The sequence below is a fragment of the Chryseobacterium gallinarum genome, assembly GCF_001021975.1.
GTDB lineage: Bacteria > Bacteroidota > Bacteroidia > Flavobacteriales > Weeksellaceae > Chryseobacterium > Chryseobacterium gallinarum.
This window is the reverse complement of record NZ_CP009928.1, coordinates 4,556,922-4,573,338: the sequence shown is the minus strand read 5'-3', so window position 1 is coordinate 4,573,338 and position 16,417 is coordinate 4,556,922. Positions and strand designations below refer to the sequence as shown.

At 38.3% G+C, this 16,417-nt stretch carries 16 protein-coding genes; 2 read left to right on the top strand and 14 right to left on the bottom strand.

Annotated features, from left to right (window positions below):
* Window positions 1–71: 71 nt before the first annotated feature.
* On the top strand, window positions 72–1,502 hold the full coding sequence (locus tag OK18_RS20500; protein ID WP_053329224.1) for a LuxR C-terminal-related transcriptional regulator: 1,431 nt from the start codon (window positions 72–74) through the stop codon (window positions 1,500–1,502).
* 605 nt (window positions 1,503–2,107) lie between these two features.
* On the opposite strand, the gene OK18_RS20985 is transcribed toward OK18_RS20500, so the two are convergent.
* Window positions 2,108–2,305 carry a helix-turn-helix domain-containing protein gene (locus OK18_RS20985; protein ID WP_082129243.1) on the bottom strand — a complete coding sequence of 66 codons (198 nt, stop codon included), beginning with the start codon at window positions 2,303–2,305 and terminating at the stop codon, window positions 2,108–2,110.
* Window positions 2,306–2,668: 363 nt separating this feature from the next.
* On the opposite strand from OK18_RS20985, the gene OK18_RS20490 reads away from it, so the two are divergent.
* A complete protein-coding gene (locus tag OK18_RS20490; protein WP_053329223.1) occupies window positions 2,669–3,616 on the top strand; it encodes an alpha/beta fold hydrolase in 948 nt (315 codons plus the stop codon).
* Window positions 3,617–4,325: 709 nt separating this feature from the next.
* On the opposite strand, the gene OK18_RS20485 is transcribed toward OK18_RS20490, so the two are convergent.
* From OK18_RS20485 to OK18_RS20425, 13 genes are all read right to left on the bottom strand, one after another.
* Window positions 4,326–5,096 carry an alpha/beta hydrolase gene (locus OK18_RS20485; RefSeq protein ID WP_053329222.1) on the bottom strand — a complete coding sequence of 257 codons (771 nt, stop codon included), beginning with the start codon at window positions 5,094–5,096 and terminating at the stop codon, window positions 4,326–4,328.
* Between the two features lie 6 nt (window positions 5,097–5,102).
* Window positions 5,103–5,546 carry an organic hydroperoxide resistance protein gene (locus tag OK18_RS20480; RefSeq protein WP_284347466.1) on the bottom strand — a complete coding sequence of 148 codons (444 nt, stop codon included), beginning with the start codon at window positions 5,544–5,546 and terminating at the stop codon, window positions 5,103–5,105.
* A gap of 655 nt (window positions 5,547–6,201) precedes the next feature.
* Window positions 6,202–6,966, bottom strand: coding sequence for a LytR/AlgR family response regulator transcription factor (locus tag OK18_RS20475; RefSeq protein WP_053329221.1), 765 nt, complete (start codon window positions 6,964–6,966; stop codon window positions 6,202–6,204).
* The gene (locus OK18_RS20470) at window positions 6,947–7,978 is read right to left on the bottom strand and encodes a sensor histidine kinase (protein ID WP_053329220.1); all 1,032 of its coding nucleotides are present in this window, start codon (window positions 7,976–7,978) and stop codon (window positions 6,947–6,949) included. Before OK18_RS20470 ends, OK18_RS20475 begins: the two co-directional genes overlap by 20 nt.
* A gap of 77 nt (window positions 7,979–8,055) precedes the next feature.
* Window positions 8,056–8,454: a DoxX family protein gene (locus tag OK18_RS20465; protein ID WP_053329219.1), complete on the bottom strand. Its 399-nt coding sequence runs from the start codon at window positions 8,452–8,454 to the stop codon at window positions 8,056–8,058.
* Between the two features lie 71 nt (window positions 8,455–8,525).
* Entirely contained in the window at window positions 8,526–9,560 is a 1,035-nt protein-coding gene (locus OK18_RS20460; RefSeq protein WP_053329218.1) for an alpha/beta fold hydrolase, read from the bottom strand.
* 43 nt (window positions 9,561–9,603) lie between these two features.
* Window positions 9,604–10,038 (bottom strand): hypothetical protein, encoded by a 435-nt coding sequence (locus OK18_RS20455; RefSeq protein ID WP_053329217.1) that lies wholly within the window; start codon window positions 10,036–10,038, stop codon window positions 9,604–9,606.
* The gene (locus OK18_RS20450) at window positions 10,004–11,035 is read right to left on the bottom strand and encodes a heme-binding domain-containing protein (protein WP_053329216.1); all 1,032 of its coding nucleotides are present in this window, start codon (window positions 11,033–11,035) and stop codon (window positions 10,004–10,006) included. The genes OK18_RS20455 and OK18_RS20450 overlap by 35 nt, the downstream gene beginning before the upstream one ends.
* A 126-nt stretch (window positions 11,036–11,161) precedes the next feature.
* A complete protein-coding gene (locus tag OK18_RS20445; RefSeq protein ID WP_082129242.1) occupies window positions 11,162–11,935 on the bottom strand; it encodes a DUF1223 domain-containing protein in 774 nt (257 codons plus the stop codon).
* Window positions 11,936–11,992: 57 nt separating this feature from the next.
* Complete coding sequence (locus OK18_RS20440; protein ID WP_053329214.1) at window positions 11,993–12,454, bottom strand: protein-disulfide reductase DsbD N-terminal domain-containing protein; 462 nt, start codon at window positions 12,452–12,454, stop codon at window positions 11,993–11,995.
* A 175-nt stretch (window positions 12,455–12,629) separates the two neighbouring features.
* Complete coding sequence (locus tag OK18_RS20435) at window positions 12,630–13,886, bottom strand: epoxide hydrolase family protein (RefSeq protein WP_228377737.1); 1,257 nt, start codon at window positions 13,884–13,886, stop codon at window positions 12,630–12,632.
* A gap of 69 nt (window positions 13,887–13,955) precedes the next feature.
* The gene (locus OK18_RS20430) at window positions 13,956–15,245 is read right to left on the bottom strand and encodes an epoxide hydrolase family protein (RefSeq protein WP_053329212.1); all 1,290 of its coding nucleotides are present in this window, start codon (window positions 15,243–15,245) and stop codon (window positions 13,956–13,958) included.
* A gap of 370 nt (window positions 15,246–15,615) precedes the next feature.
* Window positions 15,616–16,413 (bottom strand): SDR family NAD(P)-dependent oxidoreductase, encoded by a 798-nt coding sequence (locus tag OK18_RS20425; RefSeq protein WP_053329211.1) that lies wholly within the window; start codon window positions 16,411–16,413, stop codon window positions 15,616–15,618.
* Window positions 16,414–16,417: the final 4 nt, after the last annotated feature.

Sequence of the window (16,417 nt, the reverse complement as noted above, 5' to 3'; positions counted from 1 at the left end):
AGTCAAAGCTAATGTGCTTTAACATCTTGATTTAGCTACTAATATTTAGTAATACATACTAAAGTTAAACTATGAACATCAAATATTTTTTTGAAAAAGCAGCTATTTGTCTGCTTCTTTTTTTAGGGGTGCTGAGCAGTGGCAGATCTGCAATATGGGGAATTGATAGCCTACGGAAGGAGATACATAATAAATGGCGGTACGAAGGGGATTTTAACAATATCATTTTAGCAGAAAAAAAACTGATCATCAAATGTAAAAAACTGGGTTATGTGCCAGGTGAAATAAAAGGGTATATCAATATTGCCCATGCACTCAGCGGTATCAATAGAAACAAGGAAAGCCTACAATTTCTGGATTTCGCGCGAAAAAAGCTCTCGAAATATGATGACGCAGAACTTGAGGCTCATATGAATCATGTATATGGAATAAACTACTTTTCACTCGGGCTTCATAAAAGAGCATTGCAAAGGTTTAATAAAGCTTTGGAAGCTGCCAAAAGAATTTCAAATGAAAAAGAAAAGCAGAGCGTGCAATACTCTGTTTATGATTGGAAACGTTCTTGTTTTGGGTTTTTAGGGTTGGTAGATTCGGTTTACAGTAATGAAAAAAAATGTATGAAGTCACCAATGCCGATGCTTTACATAACCATTGCAAATAGGCATTTCAAAAACGGGAATATTGATTCTGCGGAATATTATATCAATAAGGCTAACCAATTATTATTGATAAAAAATATTCCTGTAGAAGGAAAAGCTAATGTACTAAGAGCTTATGGAAAGCTGAATATAGAAAAAAAAGAATATAATAAATCTTTGCAGTATTTGCTTGAATCATTGGCTATTACTCAGAGGTCAGGGTTCAGAAAAAGAACTTTAGAAACGTATAAGCTTTTGGCAACAGCGTATAAGCATCTCAATAATATGCAAAAAGAAAACGAATATCTAATGAAATATTCTCGGTTAAACGACAGTTTGAGAGAAAATGAAAGGGTGGCTTTAAATACATCTGTAGAAGATATATTGACAAGTCAGGAAGAGATTTTTGCAGCAAGCAGCCAGAATTTCTATTATGGTTTTGCCGGTATTATATTAGTGAGTACAGTCATCATTTTAGTCATTAATAATGTTCATAAAGTAAGATATAAAAAGCAAGATAAAATGTTAAGCGAAAAAAAACTTGAAACTGACATTCTCCGAAGAAAACTTGAAAATCTTTATGAAGAAGTCGTTCAGCTTGCTATAAAATCAGACCCGTCTTTTATTCATAAATTCAGGGAAGCTTATTCAGACTTTTACAATAATTTGACAAAAGAAAATCCCGCTCTTACTGCAAATGATATTCTTTTCTGTGCTTATATAAAATTAAATTTTTCCAATAAAGAGATTGCAGAGTATGCACATCTTTCGATAAGAACTGTAGAATCAAAAAAGTACCGTTTAAAGAAAAAACTTGGTATATCTTCAGAATCTGATTTTAATAAATGGATCACAAAATATTGATATTCCGTTCATGAAATTTTATAATATATTGCTGTTATCAATGGTATATTTAAAGGGTGCAAATGCAATATAAATGCAGTGTAAATGATAGAAGGACTTTAACATCTTCCACGGAATGTGAAGAGTAAAAAGGGGGGCGGTTAATGTGAATCGCTCCTTGCGGATATATCAACAAAAGTCGTGACGACGGTAAAAGTATTTTGTCATAAAAGAACCGGAGCCTTCGAATCTTATCCGGGCATTAATGAGATTTCCAAATGACTTATTCACGCTGAAGTACCAATGTTTCGGGGAATCTTTTAATGCCAAATCAAAAACTTCAGAATTCAGCTTAGATGTAAAAGATAAGTCGTTTTTCTATTTAGGTTGGCTAAGCTTTTTGCCTAGTCGCCCAGATTTTGCGCTTGATCCCTAAAAGTTTGATATAGAGATTTTTATGCACAAAAAAAAGAGAGACAACTATTTAATAGTTGTCTCCTTAAGTGAACTTGCTGGTTGGAACATCGAACCAATTTTTTAAAGATCTAGAATGTATTTTAAGTGTATTTAGTTGGTAATTAATATTTTATAAAGTTTTGTTTTGGTTTGAATCCTGTTGAGTTGTTTTAGAGTTTTCCCAACAACTGATTACGATATTGAGTCTGAGTACAGCCGGTACTACGTTTAAAAAAATGATAAAGGCTCTGACTGTCTGCAAATCCTAAATTATCAGCGATATACGTAATGGTTTTATTTGTATCAGCAAGAAGTGTCATAGTGGCAATATTATTTAATTTTGGGATTGGGCTTAGTATTCCTTTCATTGGTTATATTTACCTTCTGTAATACAATGATATTTTTTAAAAATGGAGAGAAAGCTATCGCAACTTGTATCGGCCTTAACCGTTACGAATCGGATGTTGAAGTATTTGCGCCCGTCCTCATTTTTCATACAAAAGATAACCAGTTAATAACTTATGAAAATTAGCATGATGCTACATTTACAGTTAGTTTAAATTAACTGCCATGATTCTGCTTATAAACCTTGTGTTAGGGGGTTCAATATTTTCTTTAACATCTGGAATGTCCAATCCAGGTGCTAGTATGTCCTGTTTAACTATTTTGTCCTTATTTAACTTGTGTGATTGATCTAAGTTTGCTTTATAATCATTCTTAAAAAGATAATAATGAAAACAATTAGAAAATTTACAATCGCAGGTGCATTATGTGCATCCCTATTTTCCGCTGTAACAATTTCATGTAGTGATGACAACGAATTTCCGACAGAACAGTCGTCGTCGCCAGTAAATCATAACAATGCAAAAACTAACTTTATCAGCGTGAAAGGAGTAGAGTTTGCTTATCGCAGCTGGGGTAAGGAAGGAGGAATACCTCTAGTGTTATTGCCAGGAACTGGTGGTTCTATGGACGACTGGGATCCCGCGGTGACCAATGGACTCGCAAAACAATATAAAATAATCATTTTTGATAACAAGGGAGTAGCTTCATCCAAAGGGACAACTCCTAATTCTGTCCAAGCAATGGCTAATGACGCTATTGATTTTATCAAAGCAATGAACCTTGGAAGAGTAAATATCATGGGATTCTCAATGGGAGGATTTGTTGCCCAAAGAATTGTGTTAACAGAGCCAGCGATAGTTAATAAGATTATTTTGGCCGATAGTGGACCTAAAGGAGCAATCGGTCTTGCAAATCTTCCGAATATTGTTGCAGGAACTGCTGGACTTACCGCAGAAGAATCCTACTTAAAATTCGGATTTACTGATTCACAAGTAAGCATTGCGGCAGGAAAAGCGTCGTTTGCCCGTGTACATCTACGTACTGTTGATCGAGATCCGGCACTAAGTGATGCTACTTCAACCGCTCAATTTACTGCGGTACTGGCATGGGCACAACCTGATGCAAATGCACTTGAGGAAATTAAAACTATTAAAAAACCTGTTCTAATCGTTCATGGCGATAAGGATCTTCCAATTTCTATTCAAAATGCATATAATATGAAGCAAAATTTAGAGAACTCTGTACTAGTTGAGTTTTCTGATTCTGGACATGCGGCTTTTTATCAGAATCATGAGGCATTCTTAACAAAAGTATTCGCATTTTTAGCACAATAACATACTAAATAACAAAGGCTTATTAATGTGTCGGGAACCAATGGGAGTGTTTGTTCCTTTGCAACAACCAAAAATAGAGTAGGCATTGTCGAAGATGGACTATTAGGTTAACAGTTTAGTGCGGTTTATGTTATAACACTTAACAATGTAGGACATTTGGGACCGATGAAAAATGCTGAAGTTCTTATTGAATGAATAAAAGGGACTTTACAAACAATTGTAAGCAATCTGATTGGGAACAATAGAAGCTTTGACTTTTAATTCTGGGGCAGATCAACTTTAGTGTTGATCTGCCCATTTTTATTTTATATAATACCCGGGAATATAATTTTTAAAGTAGAGAACTGGTTAAGGTTGAACGGGAAAAAATGTAAAGTATCTTTTCGAATTACAAGCAAACATCATTTTGTAATGACTTTACTATTTTGAGTTCCTTAAGCTGATCTATTTATAATATCGTGTAGATTTTCAAATTTATAGAAGACATTTTAATGCCTAGTGGAAATGATCGATGAGAAGTTTATGAATGGTTTTCTATTGACGGTCATTGCTGAGGTAAATTGCTCGTGATTATTATATGCTGGCTATAGATAAAACATTAATGCAAAAATGCCCGATAAAACTACCGGGCATTCTTACTGAAATAATTTACCTAAACTTATTTCAAAATGGATAAAATTAAACTATTGGATCAGGGATAAAACATAGCTTATTTGGAGGCTGATATAATCACGTTAGCGACTTCCTGCGGGCGGGAAATGAACACGGCATGGCTCGCTCCCTTGATCTCGGTGATCTTCGTACCTGACCTTTTGTACATATTTCTTAATATAATAGGATTGATGCTCTTATCAGCAGTTGGAACTATACCGAATGTTGGTTTTGTATGCCAGTCTGCAGCTGTTACTGCTGTGGTAAACGATGAGGCTAAAATCGGTTTTTGGGCATGTGCCATAAAAGTTGCCTGATCATGGCTAAGATCAGCGGCGAATCCTGCATGGAATTTTTCTATATCGTAATAAGCAAATCCTTCATTATCCGGAGGTAAAATACCAGCTTCCGGAAGCCCCGGTTGGGACGAATACCATTTATCTGTTGTTTCTCCTTTATCAGGTTGAAATGCAGTTACGTAAACTAGAGAAGCAACATTGGCATGTGAACTTGATTCCGTAATTACTGTACCGCCCCATGAATGGCCTACAAGTACAGCCGGTCCATCAAGTTTATCCAATATTCTACGTACAGTTGCATTATCATCTTTTAATGAAGTCAATGGAATCTGGGCAATTGTTACATTGTAGCCATTTTTTGAAAGGATATCATAAACGCTTCTCCATCCTGATCCATCAACAAAAGCACCATGTACAAGTACGATATTTTTAATTTTGGTATTGGTGTTCTTTTTCTGAGCTTGTGCATTACCTAGTCCCAAAAATATAGTTACTAGAAGTAAAATTGTAAAGTGGATTTTTTTAAGCATGACTGTTTAGATTAGCGTTGTTGAAATATTGATGTTTCCTTTTATTGCTTTGGAATATGGACAGGTTTGGTGTGCAAGTTCAATAAGCTGTTCGGCTATTTCTTTGTCAATTCCTGGAAGGCCGACAGATAATCTTGCTTGCAGAAGAAATGCATCACCTGTCATTCCCAAGTCGACTTCAGCATCGACGAATGCATCTTTTGGTAGTATTGCACCAAGTTTTTTTGCTGCTAAACCAAGAGCTCCAATATAGCAGGCCGACCAACCTGCGGCAAAAAGTTGTTCAGGATTAGTTCCTTTTCCATTGGATCCAGGAGCGGAAAGTATGATATCCAATTTTTCGTCACTACTTTTAGCTTTCCCTTCTCTACCTCCAACCGTATGGGTTTTTGCTGTGTAGAGTACTTTTTCGATGTTACTCATTTTCTTATTTATTTTATTGTTTGACATTATTTTTTGTTTTTTTGATGTGTTTTAACTTAATTAATAGTACAAAGAGACTATAAAAATTCCTGTCAAAATAGTGTAAAGTACCCTAGATGGACATAATAATGGTTAAAGTGGACAAATAGAATAATGAAATGGACAATGAAGATTTGCGGCAATACCATATATCTGATTGCAAAAATATTTAGATCTCTTTATGCCTTGATTAACTATATTTTTAACATAGGATTGGATTAATTGGCTAGTACCAATAAATTCTTAGCGGATATTTTGATGACGTTAAGCAGCAAGTTTTAGGTTAACAGGCTGCTGAAAAGTGAATTGATAAAGATCGTGTATATTGCGCAGACAATTTCTGGCGATGAATAAATAATCAAAACCTAACAGGACATCATCGCCTGTTAGGTTTGAGAATTGTATTTTTTAATAGGATACCTTTTGATGAAAAACTTTATCGTTGGATATCTCCAATAAGGAGCCTTTGTAATCTTTTATCGATTTGGTCAAAACTTTAATTTTCCTGATGCCAAAGTCGTTTTGCTTATCAAGATTAATTATATCGGAACTTTATAGCAGATAAAAAGCACGTAAATGGGAAGCCGTATCCGTTCATTGCTGTATAAAATATGCCGTTTCTTATCCCATTTACGTACCTGTTTTAGCGGTCTTCTAACCAATTCAGGAATATGGAAGTTTTATCTTTGCCGATCAAAAGTTTTTCTTCTGTTGGAACGGTTAGTTTTACAAAGAGCTTTCTTCCAAAATAATGCTCAACTTCCTTTACGGCAGAAAAATTGATGAGGTACTGTCTGTTGAGCCTAAAAAACTGTTTATCGGAAAGGATGCTTCCCAAATGATCCAAAGATTGGTTCATATCATATTGTTCGCCTTTAAAGGTTACAAGGGAAGGGGAGGTATAATTGATATAAATATAGGCGATATCATCTGTTTTGACTGTAAGGTATTTATTGTTTTTAAAAACCAGGAAACTCGTTTTCTTACTTTCTTGATCACCGATCCGACTGATTATATTTACGAGATCATTTGCAGAGGCTTTCTGGAAAATATTTTTAAAATTATGTACTTTCTCAAAAGCATTTTTTAGATCAACTTCCGAAAATGGTTTAAGCAGATAATCAATCCCGTTTTCTTTAATTGCTTCCATGGCGTATTCACCGAAGGCTGTGCAAAAAATTACTGGACATACGATTTTGACGGCTTTAAAGATGTCAAAGCTAATACCATCGGAAAGCTGGATATCCATAAAGATCAGCTCTGGCGATGGGTTATTGGACAAATAGTCTATAGCGCCCTCGACACTTTGGATCTTTGCCAGAATCCGGGAACCTGGCTGCAAATGTAATATCAGATTCTCAAGTGAACGAGCAGCTTTAATTTCGTCTTCAATTATTAGGATGTTCATATAATATAGGAAGTTTTATGGTGAATTTTTCGTCAGTTGCCGTGATGATAATATTTTTCTGGGTAAGGTGGAGGTACCGTTGATTGATATTTTTGAGTCCCATTCCGGTGGAAGGTTCAGGAATTTTCCTTTCCTGCAGATTATTCTCAATGACCAAATAGTCTTCTTCCTGATAGATCGCAATGTAAAGCGGTTTCTCCAACGAAACAATATTATGTTTGATGCAGTTTTCTACTAATAGCTGCAGTGTAAAAGGCGGAATGTAAGTGTCATGGCTATCACTTCCAAGATTTTGTGTCACAAAAAGGCCTTCTTCAAAACGGGCTTTCAATAGATATACGTACGATTCCATAATGGCCAGTTCTTCTTTTAATGTTAGCACTTTAAGCTTTAGACTTCCAAGAGTAAATCTGTAGAAGTCAGCAAGTTTTATGATAAATTCCGAAGATTGCTCATCATGGCTCTCTACCATATATTTTAGGGTGTTGAGACTATTAAAAAGAAAATGGGGATTTACCTGTTGTTTTAAAAGCTCATATTGTGCTTCAAGATTTGCAGCCATCGAACGTTCTAGTTCCCTTACGTATTGTTGGTTAAGATAAGTCTGGTATAATATATGGATAAACATATAAAATGTTAGGTTGATCAATATACCTCTTACCTCGTACATCAATATTTGGGGGCCGAAATTTAGGTGAGATAAAATGTAGTATTGAATGGAAGAAAGGAAAAACATCAGTATTAAACCCACTCCCAATCCCCTGAACAGCTGACCTGACAGTACTTTTTTACTGCCTGTTTTCTTTGTATAAGCAGGTATCGAATAGATATTATAATACCAGATCAATAATGCAAAACCGGATGTTACAGCGAAATCGGCTATACCTTCGGCCACAACAAAGTGATGGTCTACAATTTTAGGGATTGAGGTTAATATTCCCAATGAAATTGAACTAATCCATATCAGGCGACCCGAAATTTCAAAAGGTATTTGCTTTTTGGGTTTAAACATTTTAATGAAGGTTATTTTCTGTTTGAATTTATGCTTTTTATGGGTTATTTAAATCAAAACGCATAAAAAATCATTTTTTAATCTTGAGACAAATTTTCAGTGTAATCAATAAAGTGGAGTTTGTTAAACGCGTAGTATGTAATGGCCAGGACTATAAAGGCGATTATCGCATCGATTGTCGAAGGTAAACCAAGCACCACAATCTTTGAGAAGAAGGCGAAAGTGATGTCAAAAAACATCCCTGCAAAGATCCATTCCTTGATTCTATTGAAACGATTTGGAATAAGGAAAATGATACTGCCTACAATTTTAAATATACCTAGTATATAAATGAAATGTGGAGGATATCCAAGTTGTAGTGTAATATTCCAGACCACCGGATTTCTTGTGAGTTCAAAGAAACCGCTTGCGGCGAACCATAATGACATAAAGATGCGTCCGCCAAGATAAATTTTTGTGTAAGTTGAATATTGCATGATCAATTATTTTTTGCCTTTTGAGCGTGTTATTAAAATTATTTTATATTGTTATGATGAATAATCGTTGTTTACTGCGCCATCAGGTCGGCTTCAATAATCGCTTCAGCGAAAGCCTCCGGTGCTTCCTGTGGCAGGTTATGGCCAATACCACCGTTTAAAGTATGATGCTTATACTTACCTTTATATTTTGATGCATAACTTGCTGGCGGCGGAAAGGCTGCCCCATTTGCATCTCCTTCAAGGGTTACCGTAGGAACAATAATATCCGGGGCTTTGGCAAGCTTTTCTTCAAGTTCGTCGTATTGTTTTTCGCCTTTGGCCAATCCTAACCGCCAACGGTAATTATGGATAACAATATCCGCATGATCCGGATTATCGAATGACTTTGAGGAACGTTTATAGGTCTGGTCATCAAAGTTCCATTTTGGTGAAGCTGTTTTCCAGATCAGTTTATTGAATTCCTGTGTGTTCACTTTGTAGCTTTTATAGCCTCGTTCAGTGGCGAAATAATATTGATACCACCATAAAAATTCGGCATTTGGTGGAAGCGGGTTTTCGTTCGCTTTGGGGCTACCAATAAGATATCCACTTACAGCGACCAATGCCGAACAACGTTCAGGCCACAATGCAGCGATAATATCTGCGGTTCTGGCCCCCCAGTCGAACCCACCGATAATCGCCTTTTCAATTTTTAGTGCATCCATAAATTTGATGATATCAAGTGCGACCGCAGACTGTTGCCCGTTTCGCATGGTTTTGTCAGAAAGGAATGTCGTGGTTCCATACCCCCGAAGATAAGGTACCAGTACACGGTATCCCTTTTTGGCAAGGATAGCGGAGGACTGTTCAAAGCTGTGGATGTCGTATGGCCATCCATGAAGAAGGATAACCGGCTTACCTTTACTTGGTCCGATTTCAGCATATCCTACGTTTAGAAGCCCCGCTTGTATAGTTTTAGTCTGCTGAAAATTGATCGTATCTTCTGTTTCGCTCTTTTTCTCATTAACCGACGTTTGTGCATTTAACCTGGAGATTCCAGTACCCATTATCATGATGATGGAAAATGTGAGCATCTTTATCATTGTATTTAGTTGGATTTTCATTATTTCAATATTTAAGTTGATTTAAAATTTTAAGGTCGGAGAATTATTGAGGTAATTTTATGGGCTGGTATTCAAGGATGGAACTCATACGTTGCTTACTGGATTCATTAGAAGAAACCCTTCCGAATTCGATTCCATATTTGAGATTTCCCATTTGATCGGTTTTAACGGTCTCGACACTTAACAACTCACCATTGACCTTACTTCCAAAATAATTTGGGTCATCCTGCATTTTATAAGTCACGAGCTTAAGATCTACTCCTATGATTCCTTTTTTTGTTTCCAGTGCTGAAATTCCCTTTTGATTGCCGTAAAGCGCAGACATGGTCTGTAAGTTTGGATTAAAGGAAGATGAAATAAACTTCAAGCTTCCCGGATCAAACATAAAGCGGATTTTTCCAGTTTCTTTTTCGGGATTTTTGGCACATGAGCCAAAAATTAAACTAGTTAATAGAACTATGGATAAGACTTTTTTCATTTCGAGCGGTTTTTAAATAGTGTTCAATTAATTTTCTGGAATTTACTTTTGGCGGCACATTGAAAAGAAAGCCTGTCGATTCCGCTAGCTGCCTGTGGCAACTGATACAGGACTGTTGCGCGAACAATGCTGTTTTTCCTGTTGGTTTCAATTTCTGTCCATTGAATTTTGCAAATCCCCAGCCTTCAGTTTCCGTATATTCTTTCCCGTCTTTGACCATGTATTGCATGTTCACGAAGTCACCTGGTACAATTTCACCGTTCGCTTTTTTTGTCTGCTTGAAAACTGCCTTTGCTACTGCGCTTCCATCTGGCCAAGGATGAAAATTTTCTTCCTGAATCGCTTTTACAGCGATGTCATTTCCGTAGATTACCCGTATGCTGTTGTCAATGAGTGTGCTCATGCCGATCACTTTCCAATTTTTGAAGTCGGCATTGTAGCTGATCCCATTGGGAGAAACTAGAACTCCAGGTTGTATGGCAGTGGTCAAAGTTTGTACTTTAGAACCAGCTTCCACAGGGCTCATATGCGCGGGAATAAAACTGTCTTTTTCTGAGAGAGATAAAGCAAACTGCTTAATGGTCTCAATCTCATTTTGTGAGAGTTTAGCTCCTGGGTGCGTCATGGCATAGGAGGGAAGAGGCATCTTCTCGGCACGAACCATATTGAATATTGCGTAGAATTTCCCCTTTTGCTCAGCTTCGGATAATTTGTCCCATTCCGAAAAATTCATTACTTCACGGGCTCTGCGGATATCTTTGTTGACGATCCAGGAAATTGGAGCGAGTTTATCTAAAAAAGTGAGATGCTGCGAATTTGAATGACAGTCATAGCAGGAACGTTCTAAAACCTGAGTGACCTCTTGAGGTACATTTTTCATAGGTCCGGTTACCGGCCTTTGTTCGATCTGCGCATTGAAAAACTGTAAGGCTATAAAAGCTGCTAAGATACAGAGGAATGCAATGGGTAATATTCTTATTTGTTTTGCGTGTTTCATGATATTTTCTCTTTTGTTTCGATAAAATTATAGTAAACAATGACCGCCGAAAAGATCAAAGGCGTTGAACCGGACATATTGAAAGTTGAATAAAGAATTTTTGGTGTTGAGTTGGACAGGGTCTCCTTATAAGCTTACGCTGGTCGCATCAATGATTTCTCCAGAATTTTGGTTCTGTTCAAAAGCGATAATTTCCCAATCTTCTTTGGTATCCGGAAGTTTGAATGAGAAGCTGCCATTGGCTTGAAGTGTTCGGCTTTGCAAGTCCCGTACAATTTGTACATGTGATAGCGCTTTTCCCGCGTTTTCACCTGCTGACACCTGCGAGGAGGCTTTCTTTTGAACAAGTGCCATGAGAATTGTTGAGTTTTTCGATGCTGATTTCGAGGTGTAGCTGATCTGAATAGATTTACCTTCGGATTTTTCTATTTTTACAATCAGGTTTTCCGCATGGGTCTCCAGCATTGCCGATTGAATGCTGCGTAATACTTTGGTGGATTCGGAGCCAACTGTTTCTGTCTTGCCATTGATTATCATCTGGGGCGTGTATAAGGTCCCTAGGTTCATCCACGTTGCATATTGTTTCTGTCTTTCTGTGAACCTGTCTTTGCTAAAACGGTCTTTCCATCCCTGATGATCCCAATAATCTACATGGTATGCCAGAATAAAAAGTTTCTTGTTTTCGTTATTCTTTTCGAGCTTAGCGATCAGTTCGTCTGCAGCAGGGCAGCTCCAGCAACCTTCGGAAGTAAACAGTTCGACGACGGCGAAGCTTTTACCCGAATTTTTTGCTTTGATGTTTTCTAATTTCTGGTCATCTGCAAATCCTTTGAAAGCCATAATCAATGTGATGATCAAAGGAAGACTTAAGACGTATAATATTTCTTTTATCGATTTCATGCTATTGATTTTTATTTTACTGATGAAAAGATGAATTAAGGGTTTTTGATATGACAATTATAAACTGAAGATTTTGAGAGCAAAACCAAAGTCTTGAGGAGGGATGCAGATTTCATCGCTGCATTGCATAAACTGAATTGTCCCCCTGATGGTGCCATTCTTTCCTTTTATTTTGATTCTTTGACTAAACTCAACATCGTTCTCAAAATAGGTTACAGGAATACCCAATACTTTTTCGAACTTTCGGAGTGGTGTAGGCTGGGTCACTTTCCCTACCAGTTCATAAGATTTATCATGCTGGAATTTAAAGTTCATTTTAATGGGGCTTTGGGGACTATTTCCCAGCGCATACATATGCCACCCTTGGGGTATTTTTGCTTTCATTGAAATTTCCCCTTCGTCAGGGGATTTCCTTTTGAGAATACATTCCCATGTAACCTGACCATTGGAAGTCTGGCCTTTGGAATAACCGCAGAACATCATTAGGACTGTGATCATTAAAATTGCTAGCTTGTTCATTTTTCTTATTTTTTTGTTAAAAACTGTTGTTTTGTTATGCAAATAGATCGTAAATAACAGGTTCATAACAGTAGAATGTGGTTAGAATGGACTTTTTTCCCATTGAAGCCGGCACTTATGGGCATCGAAGATCTTGGGGAATGCGATAAAAAAGTCCACTTTTTCAAAACCCTAATTATAGATCTGATCTTAAAGCTTTGAAGGCATTTCTCATTTCTTTTGTAAAGAGTTCCGGTTGCTCCCAGGCAGCGAAATGCCCGCCCTTTTCCAATTTATTGAAGTAGATCAGGTTCGGATAGGCTCGTTGGGCCCAGGTTTTTGGAACAGCATAGATTTCATCAGGGAAAGCACTTACCGCTACCGGAATCTTTAGTCCCCTTGGATCAAAAAATCCAGCTGTGGACCCTTGGGATGCCTCCCAGTACAGACGCGCTGAAGATATTCCCGTATTTGTAAACCAATACAAGGATATATTGTCAAGGATGTCATCCTTGGACAGTCCTTCCTGCTGACCTGCAAATACACGTGTAATCAATTTTTGGCTCCGGTCGTCATGGTCAAGCATCCAGGCTGCTAGTCCGATCGGTGAATCATCAATTGCATAAAGGGTTTGAGGGCGTAGACTCATTTCATTGGCGTAGCCCAAACCTTTTTTATAGAAAAAGTCCAGTTGTGTGAACGCATTCTTTTCATCTGGACTTAAATCCGTAGGTATAACACCTTTTGCCAAGGCCTGCGATATCTCACTTGGTACTGTGGCTGCCATATTGGTATGAATTCCAAGTAATGATTTGGGAGCAATCAGTGCCATATTTTCGGAGATTGCATTTCCCCAGTCACCACCTTGAGCAACATACTTGTTATAACCCAGTCTGCCCATTAGTGTGATCCATGCTTTGGCTACCCGTACAGGGTTCCAGCCAAGTTCTGTGGGTTTTCCCGAAAAACCATGCCCGGGGATTGACGGAATTACGACATCGAAAGCATCTTCTTTTTTTCCTCCGAATTTCTCCGGATTGGTAAGCGGTTCAATTATCTTTAATTGCTCGATAACCGATCCTGGCCAGCCATGGGTAATAATTATTGGAAGTGCATTTTTATTCTTTGAGCGGACATGAATAAAATGAATATCCACTCCGTCAATATTTGTAGTGAACTGCGGGTAAGAATTTAGTTTTGATTCTATTTTTCGCCAGTCATATTTTGTCAACCAATAGTCCGCAAGTGACTTCATGGTAGTAAGTTCGACTCCTTGTGTTTCGTTATCGACAAGTTCCTTGTCCGGCCATTTTGTATTCCGTAGTCGTGCTTTCAGATCCGTGATCTTTGCATCCGGTATTCGGATGTGGAATGGACGAATGCTCTGATCTGGCTGAACGGTATTATTAGAGGCAATTTGTGCGTAGGTAGGTACAGTTCCTAATACAAACATCGCTAAAAATGTGGCTGTTATTATGATCTTTTTCATTGTTGGAATTTTATAAAGGATTAAACTATATTATTACCTAAGGGATTTGAATGCAGCTCTAAGTTCTTCAGTAAAAATCTGAGGTTGCTCCCATGCCGCAAAGTGTCCTCCTTTTTTCGCTTTATGATAATAATATAGGGTGGGATAAGCGGCTTTTGACCAGCTTTCAGGTGCCTGGTAGATTTCATGTGGGAATACGGAAATAGCCACAGGAACTTTTATAGTCTTTGTTTTTTGATGATCTGAACTGAAATTATTGTTATTGTTTTCCCAATAGAACCGTGACGAGGAAGCACCGGTATTCGTCAACCAATACAAGGTAATATCATCTAGTATTGCATCTCTATTGATTACTTTCTCGGGTTGTAGGTCACTTTCTGTCCATTCTGCAATTTTTTCATACAAGAATGCCGCAAGTGCACTTGGAGAATCAGAAAGAAGATAACCTGTTGTCTGTGGTCTTGTAACCATCATTCCACCATAAGCTGCATTTCTTCCAAAGAATGTACTTAGAGAATTATATGCTTTAGCTTCGTCTTCTGAAAGTCCGATAGGAGTAGGGTCACCAGCGTTAATCGGTTTTACCAATTCAGCGGGAATTGTTGCGGGCATCGTAAGGTGTATTCCAAGAAGCCCGGCTGGAGCCTGTCGCGCCAGCGCATCGGAGATCACTGAACCATGATCACCACCTTCCGATACATATTTTGTGTAGCCAAGGCGTTTTACCAATACATCCCAAGCTTTGGCAACGCGGTCTGGATTCCAACCTGTTTCTTTGGGAATTTCTGAAAAGCCATATCCTGGGATTGCGGGGATAATCACATCGAATGCATCTTCCGCTTTTCCACCATATTTTACAGGGTCAGTCAGCGGGCCAATGGCATCTATGAATTCTAGCGGTGATCCTGGCCAACCGTGGGTAAGGATTACCGGAAGTGCATTGGATTCTTTTGAGCGGACATGAATGAACTGGATATCCAAACCGTCAATTTTTGTTATGTATTGCGGAAGAGCATTTAATTTTTTTTCAAGTTTTCTCCAGTCATATCCTTTCCCCCAATAGGTTACCAGTTCTTTCAACTGTGCTAATTGAATGCCCTGAGATTCATCATTCACAGTTTCTTTATCGGGAAAGCGAGTTTCTGCGATACGGCGTTTGAGCTCGTCAAGCTTTGACTGTGGAATGTTTATCTTAAACGGACGGATGCTGGTGTCTGTTTTTGAAACAGTATTGGTTGTTTTGTTGATTTGAGCACTGGCAATTGTAGGTATACTTAGAGAGAATGCAGCTGCTAAAAGAAGTGTTGTAAGTTTTGTTTTCATTGTTTCTTGTTTTAAAGTTTTGTTCTGATTTCCTTTTTGTTGAGACAAATGTAGACCAGGCCAAAGGCTATAGAAAGAAACAATCGGTTGAAGCGGACATATTAGCTGTCGAGTTGGTTATTTTAATCCGCGAACAAGATGATGCTATAGCTGATCGTTGAATAATATATCTGTAAATTGCGTATAAATTAGACAAACATTCGAACAGGTGGTAACTGTGGTGTTTGCAGCACATCTTCGATGAAAAGGTGAGGAAGATCTTAGATTGGTCTACAGAGCAGATGCAGTTATAGTAAATATGAAAACAAAAAGTTTCAAAAACAGAAAAACAGCGGTAAATAAACCGCTGTTTCACTTTGTTGGTCTGATTTTATAAACAACGGATTGTCCCTCCGTCGACCCGTAGTACAGAACCGCTGATATAGTCAGCAAAACGACTACAGAGGTAGACAACGGCACCCGCAATTTCTTCAGGTGCACCAAACCTACCGGTATCATTGGGGATAAGCTCCTGAACTGCTTTGTACTTAATCTCTTCCATATCCGTTCCCCAGCCAAATTTAGGTGCTGCCTGCTCGAGCCATTGCTCTACCATTGGATTGATGATAGCTCCGGGAGATACGATATTAGAGGTAATACCCGTCTCTTTAAGCTGCCTAGCGAGCGATACAGACATATTATGCCGCGCAGCAAGGGTAGCATTATAATGTGGCTGTTCCTTTATGGGCTGTATAGCCAGTCCACCACCGATATGTATTAACCTGCCCCAACCAAGCTCCTTCATCTGTGGAACGATGCGTTGTATCATCCGTACATATGAAACCACATTAGTATTGTACAGCGCTAACCAGTCTTCCGCACTTGCTTCGCCCCATGATTTGTGGGAAGTAACTCCGGCATTATTAACCAGTATATCCACCGGTCCGGAGGAGAGTGCCGCTGCAGCTACAGCATCGGCGCCTTCATCTGTCGCAACGTCTCCGATCGCTACTGTGGCAGATCCACCGGAAGCGTTAATCTCTGCAGCTACATCATTGGCCCGTTTAAGGTTACGCCCATGTATGATTACCATGGCGCCTTCACTTGCGAGCATTTTGGCAATAGCTTCGCCCAATCCGGAACTAGATCCGGTTACCAGGGCACGTTTACCCTTTAATTGTATGTCCATTTTA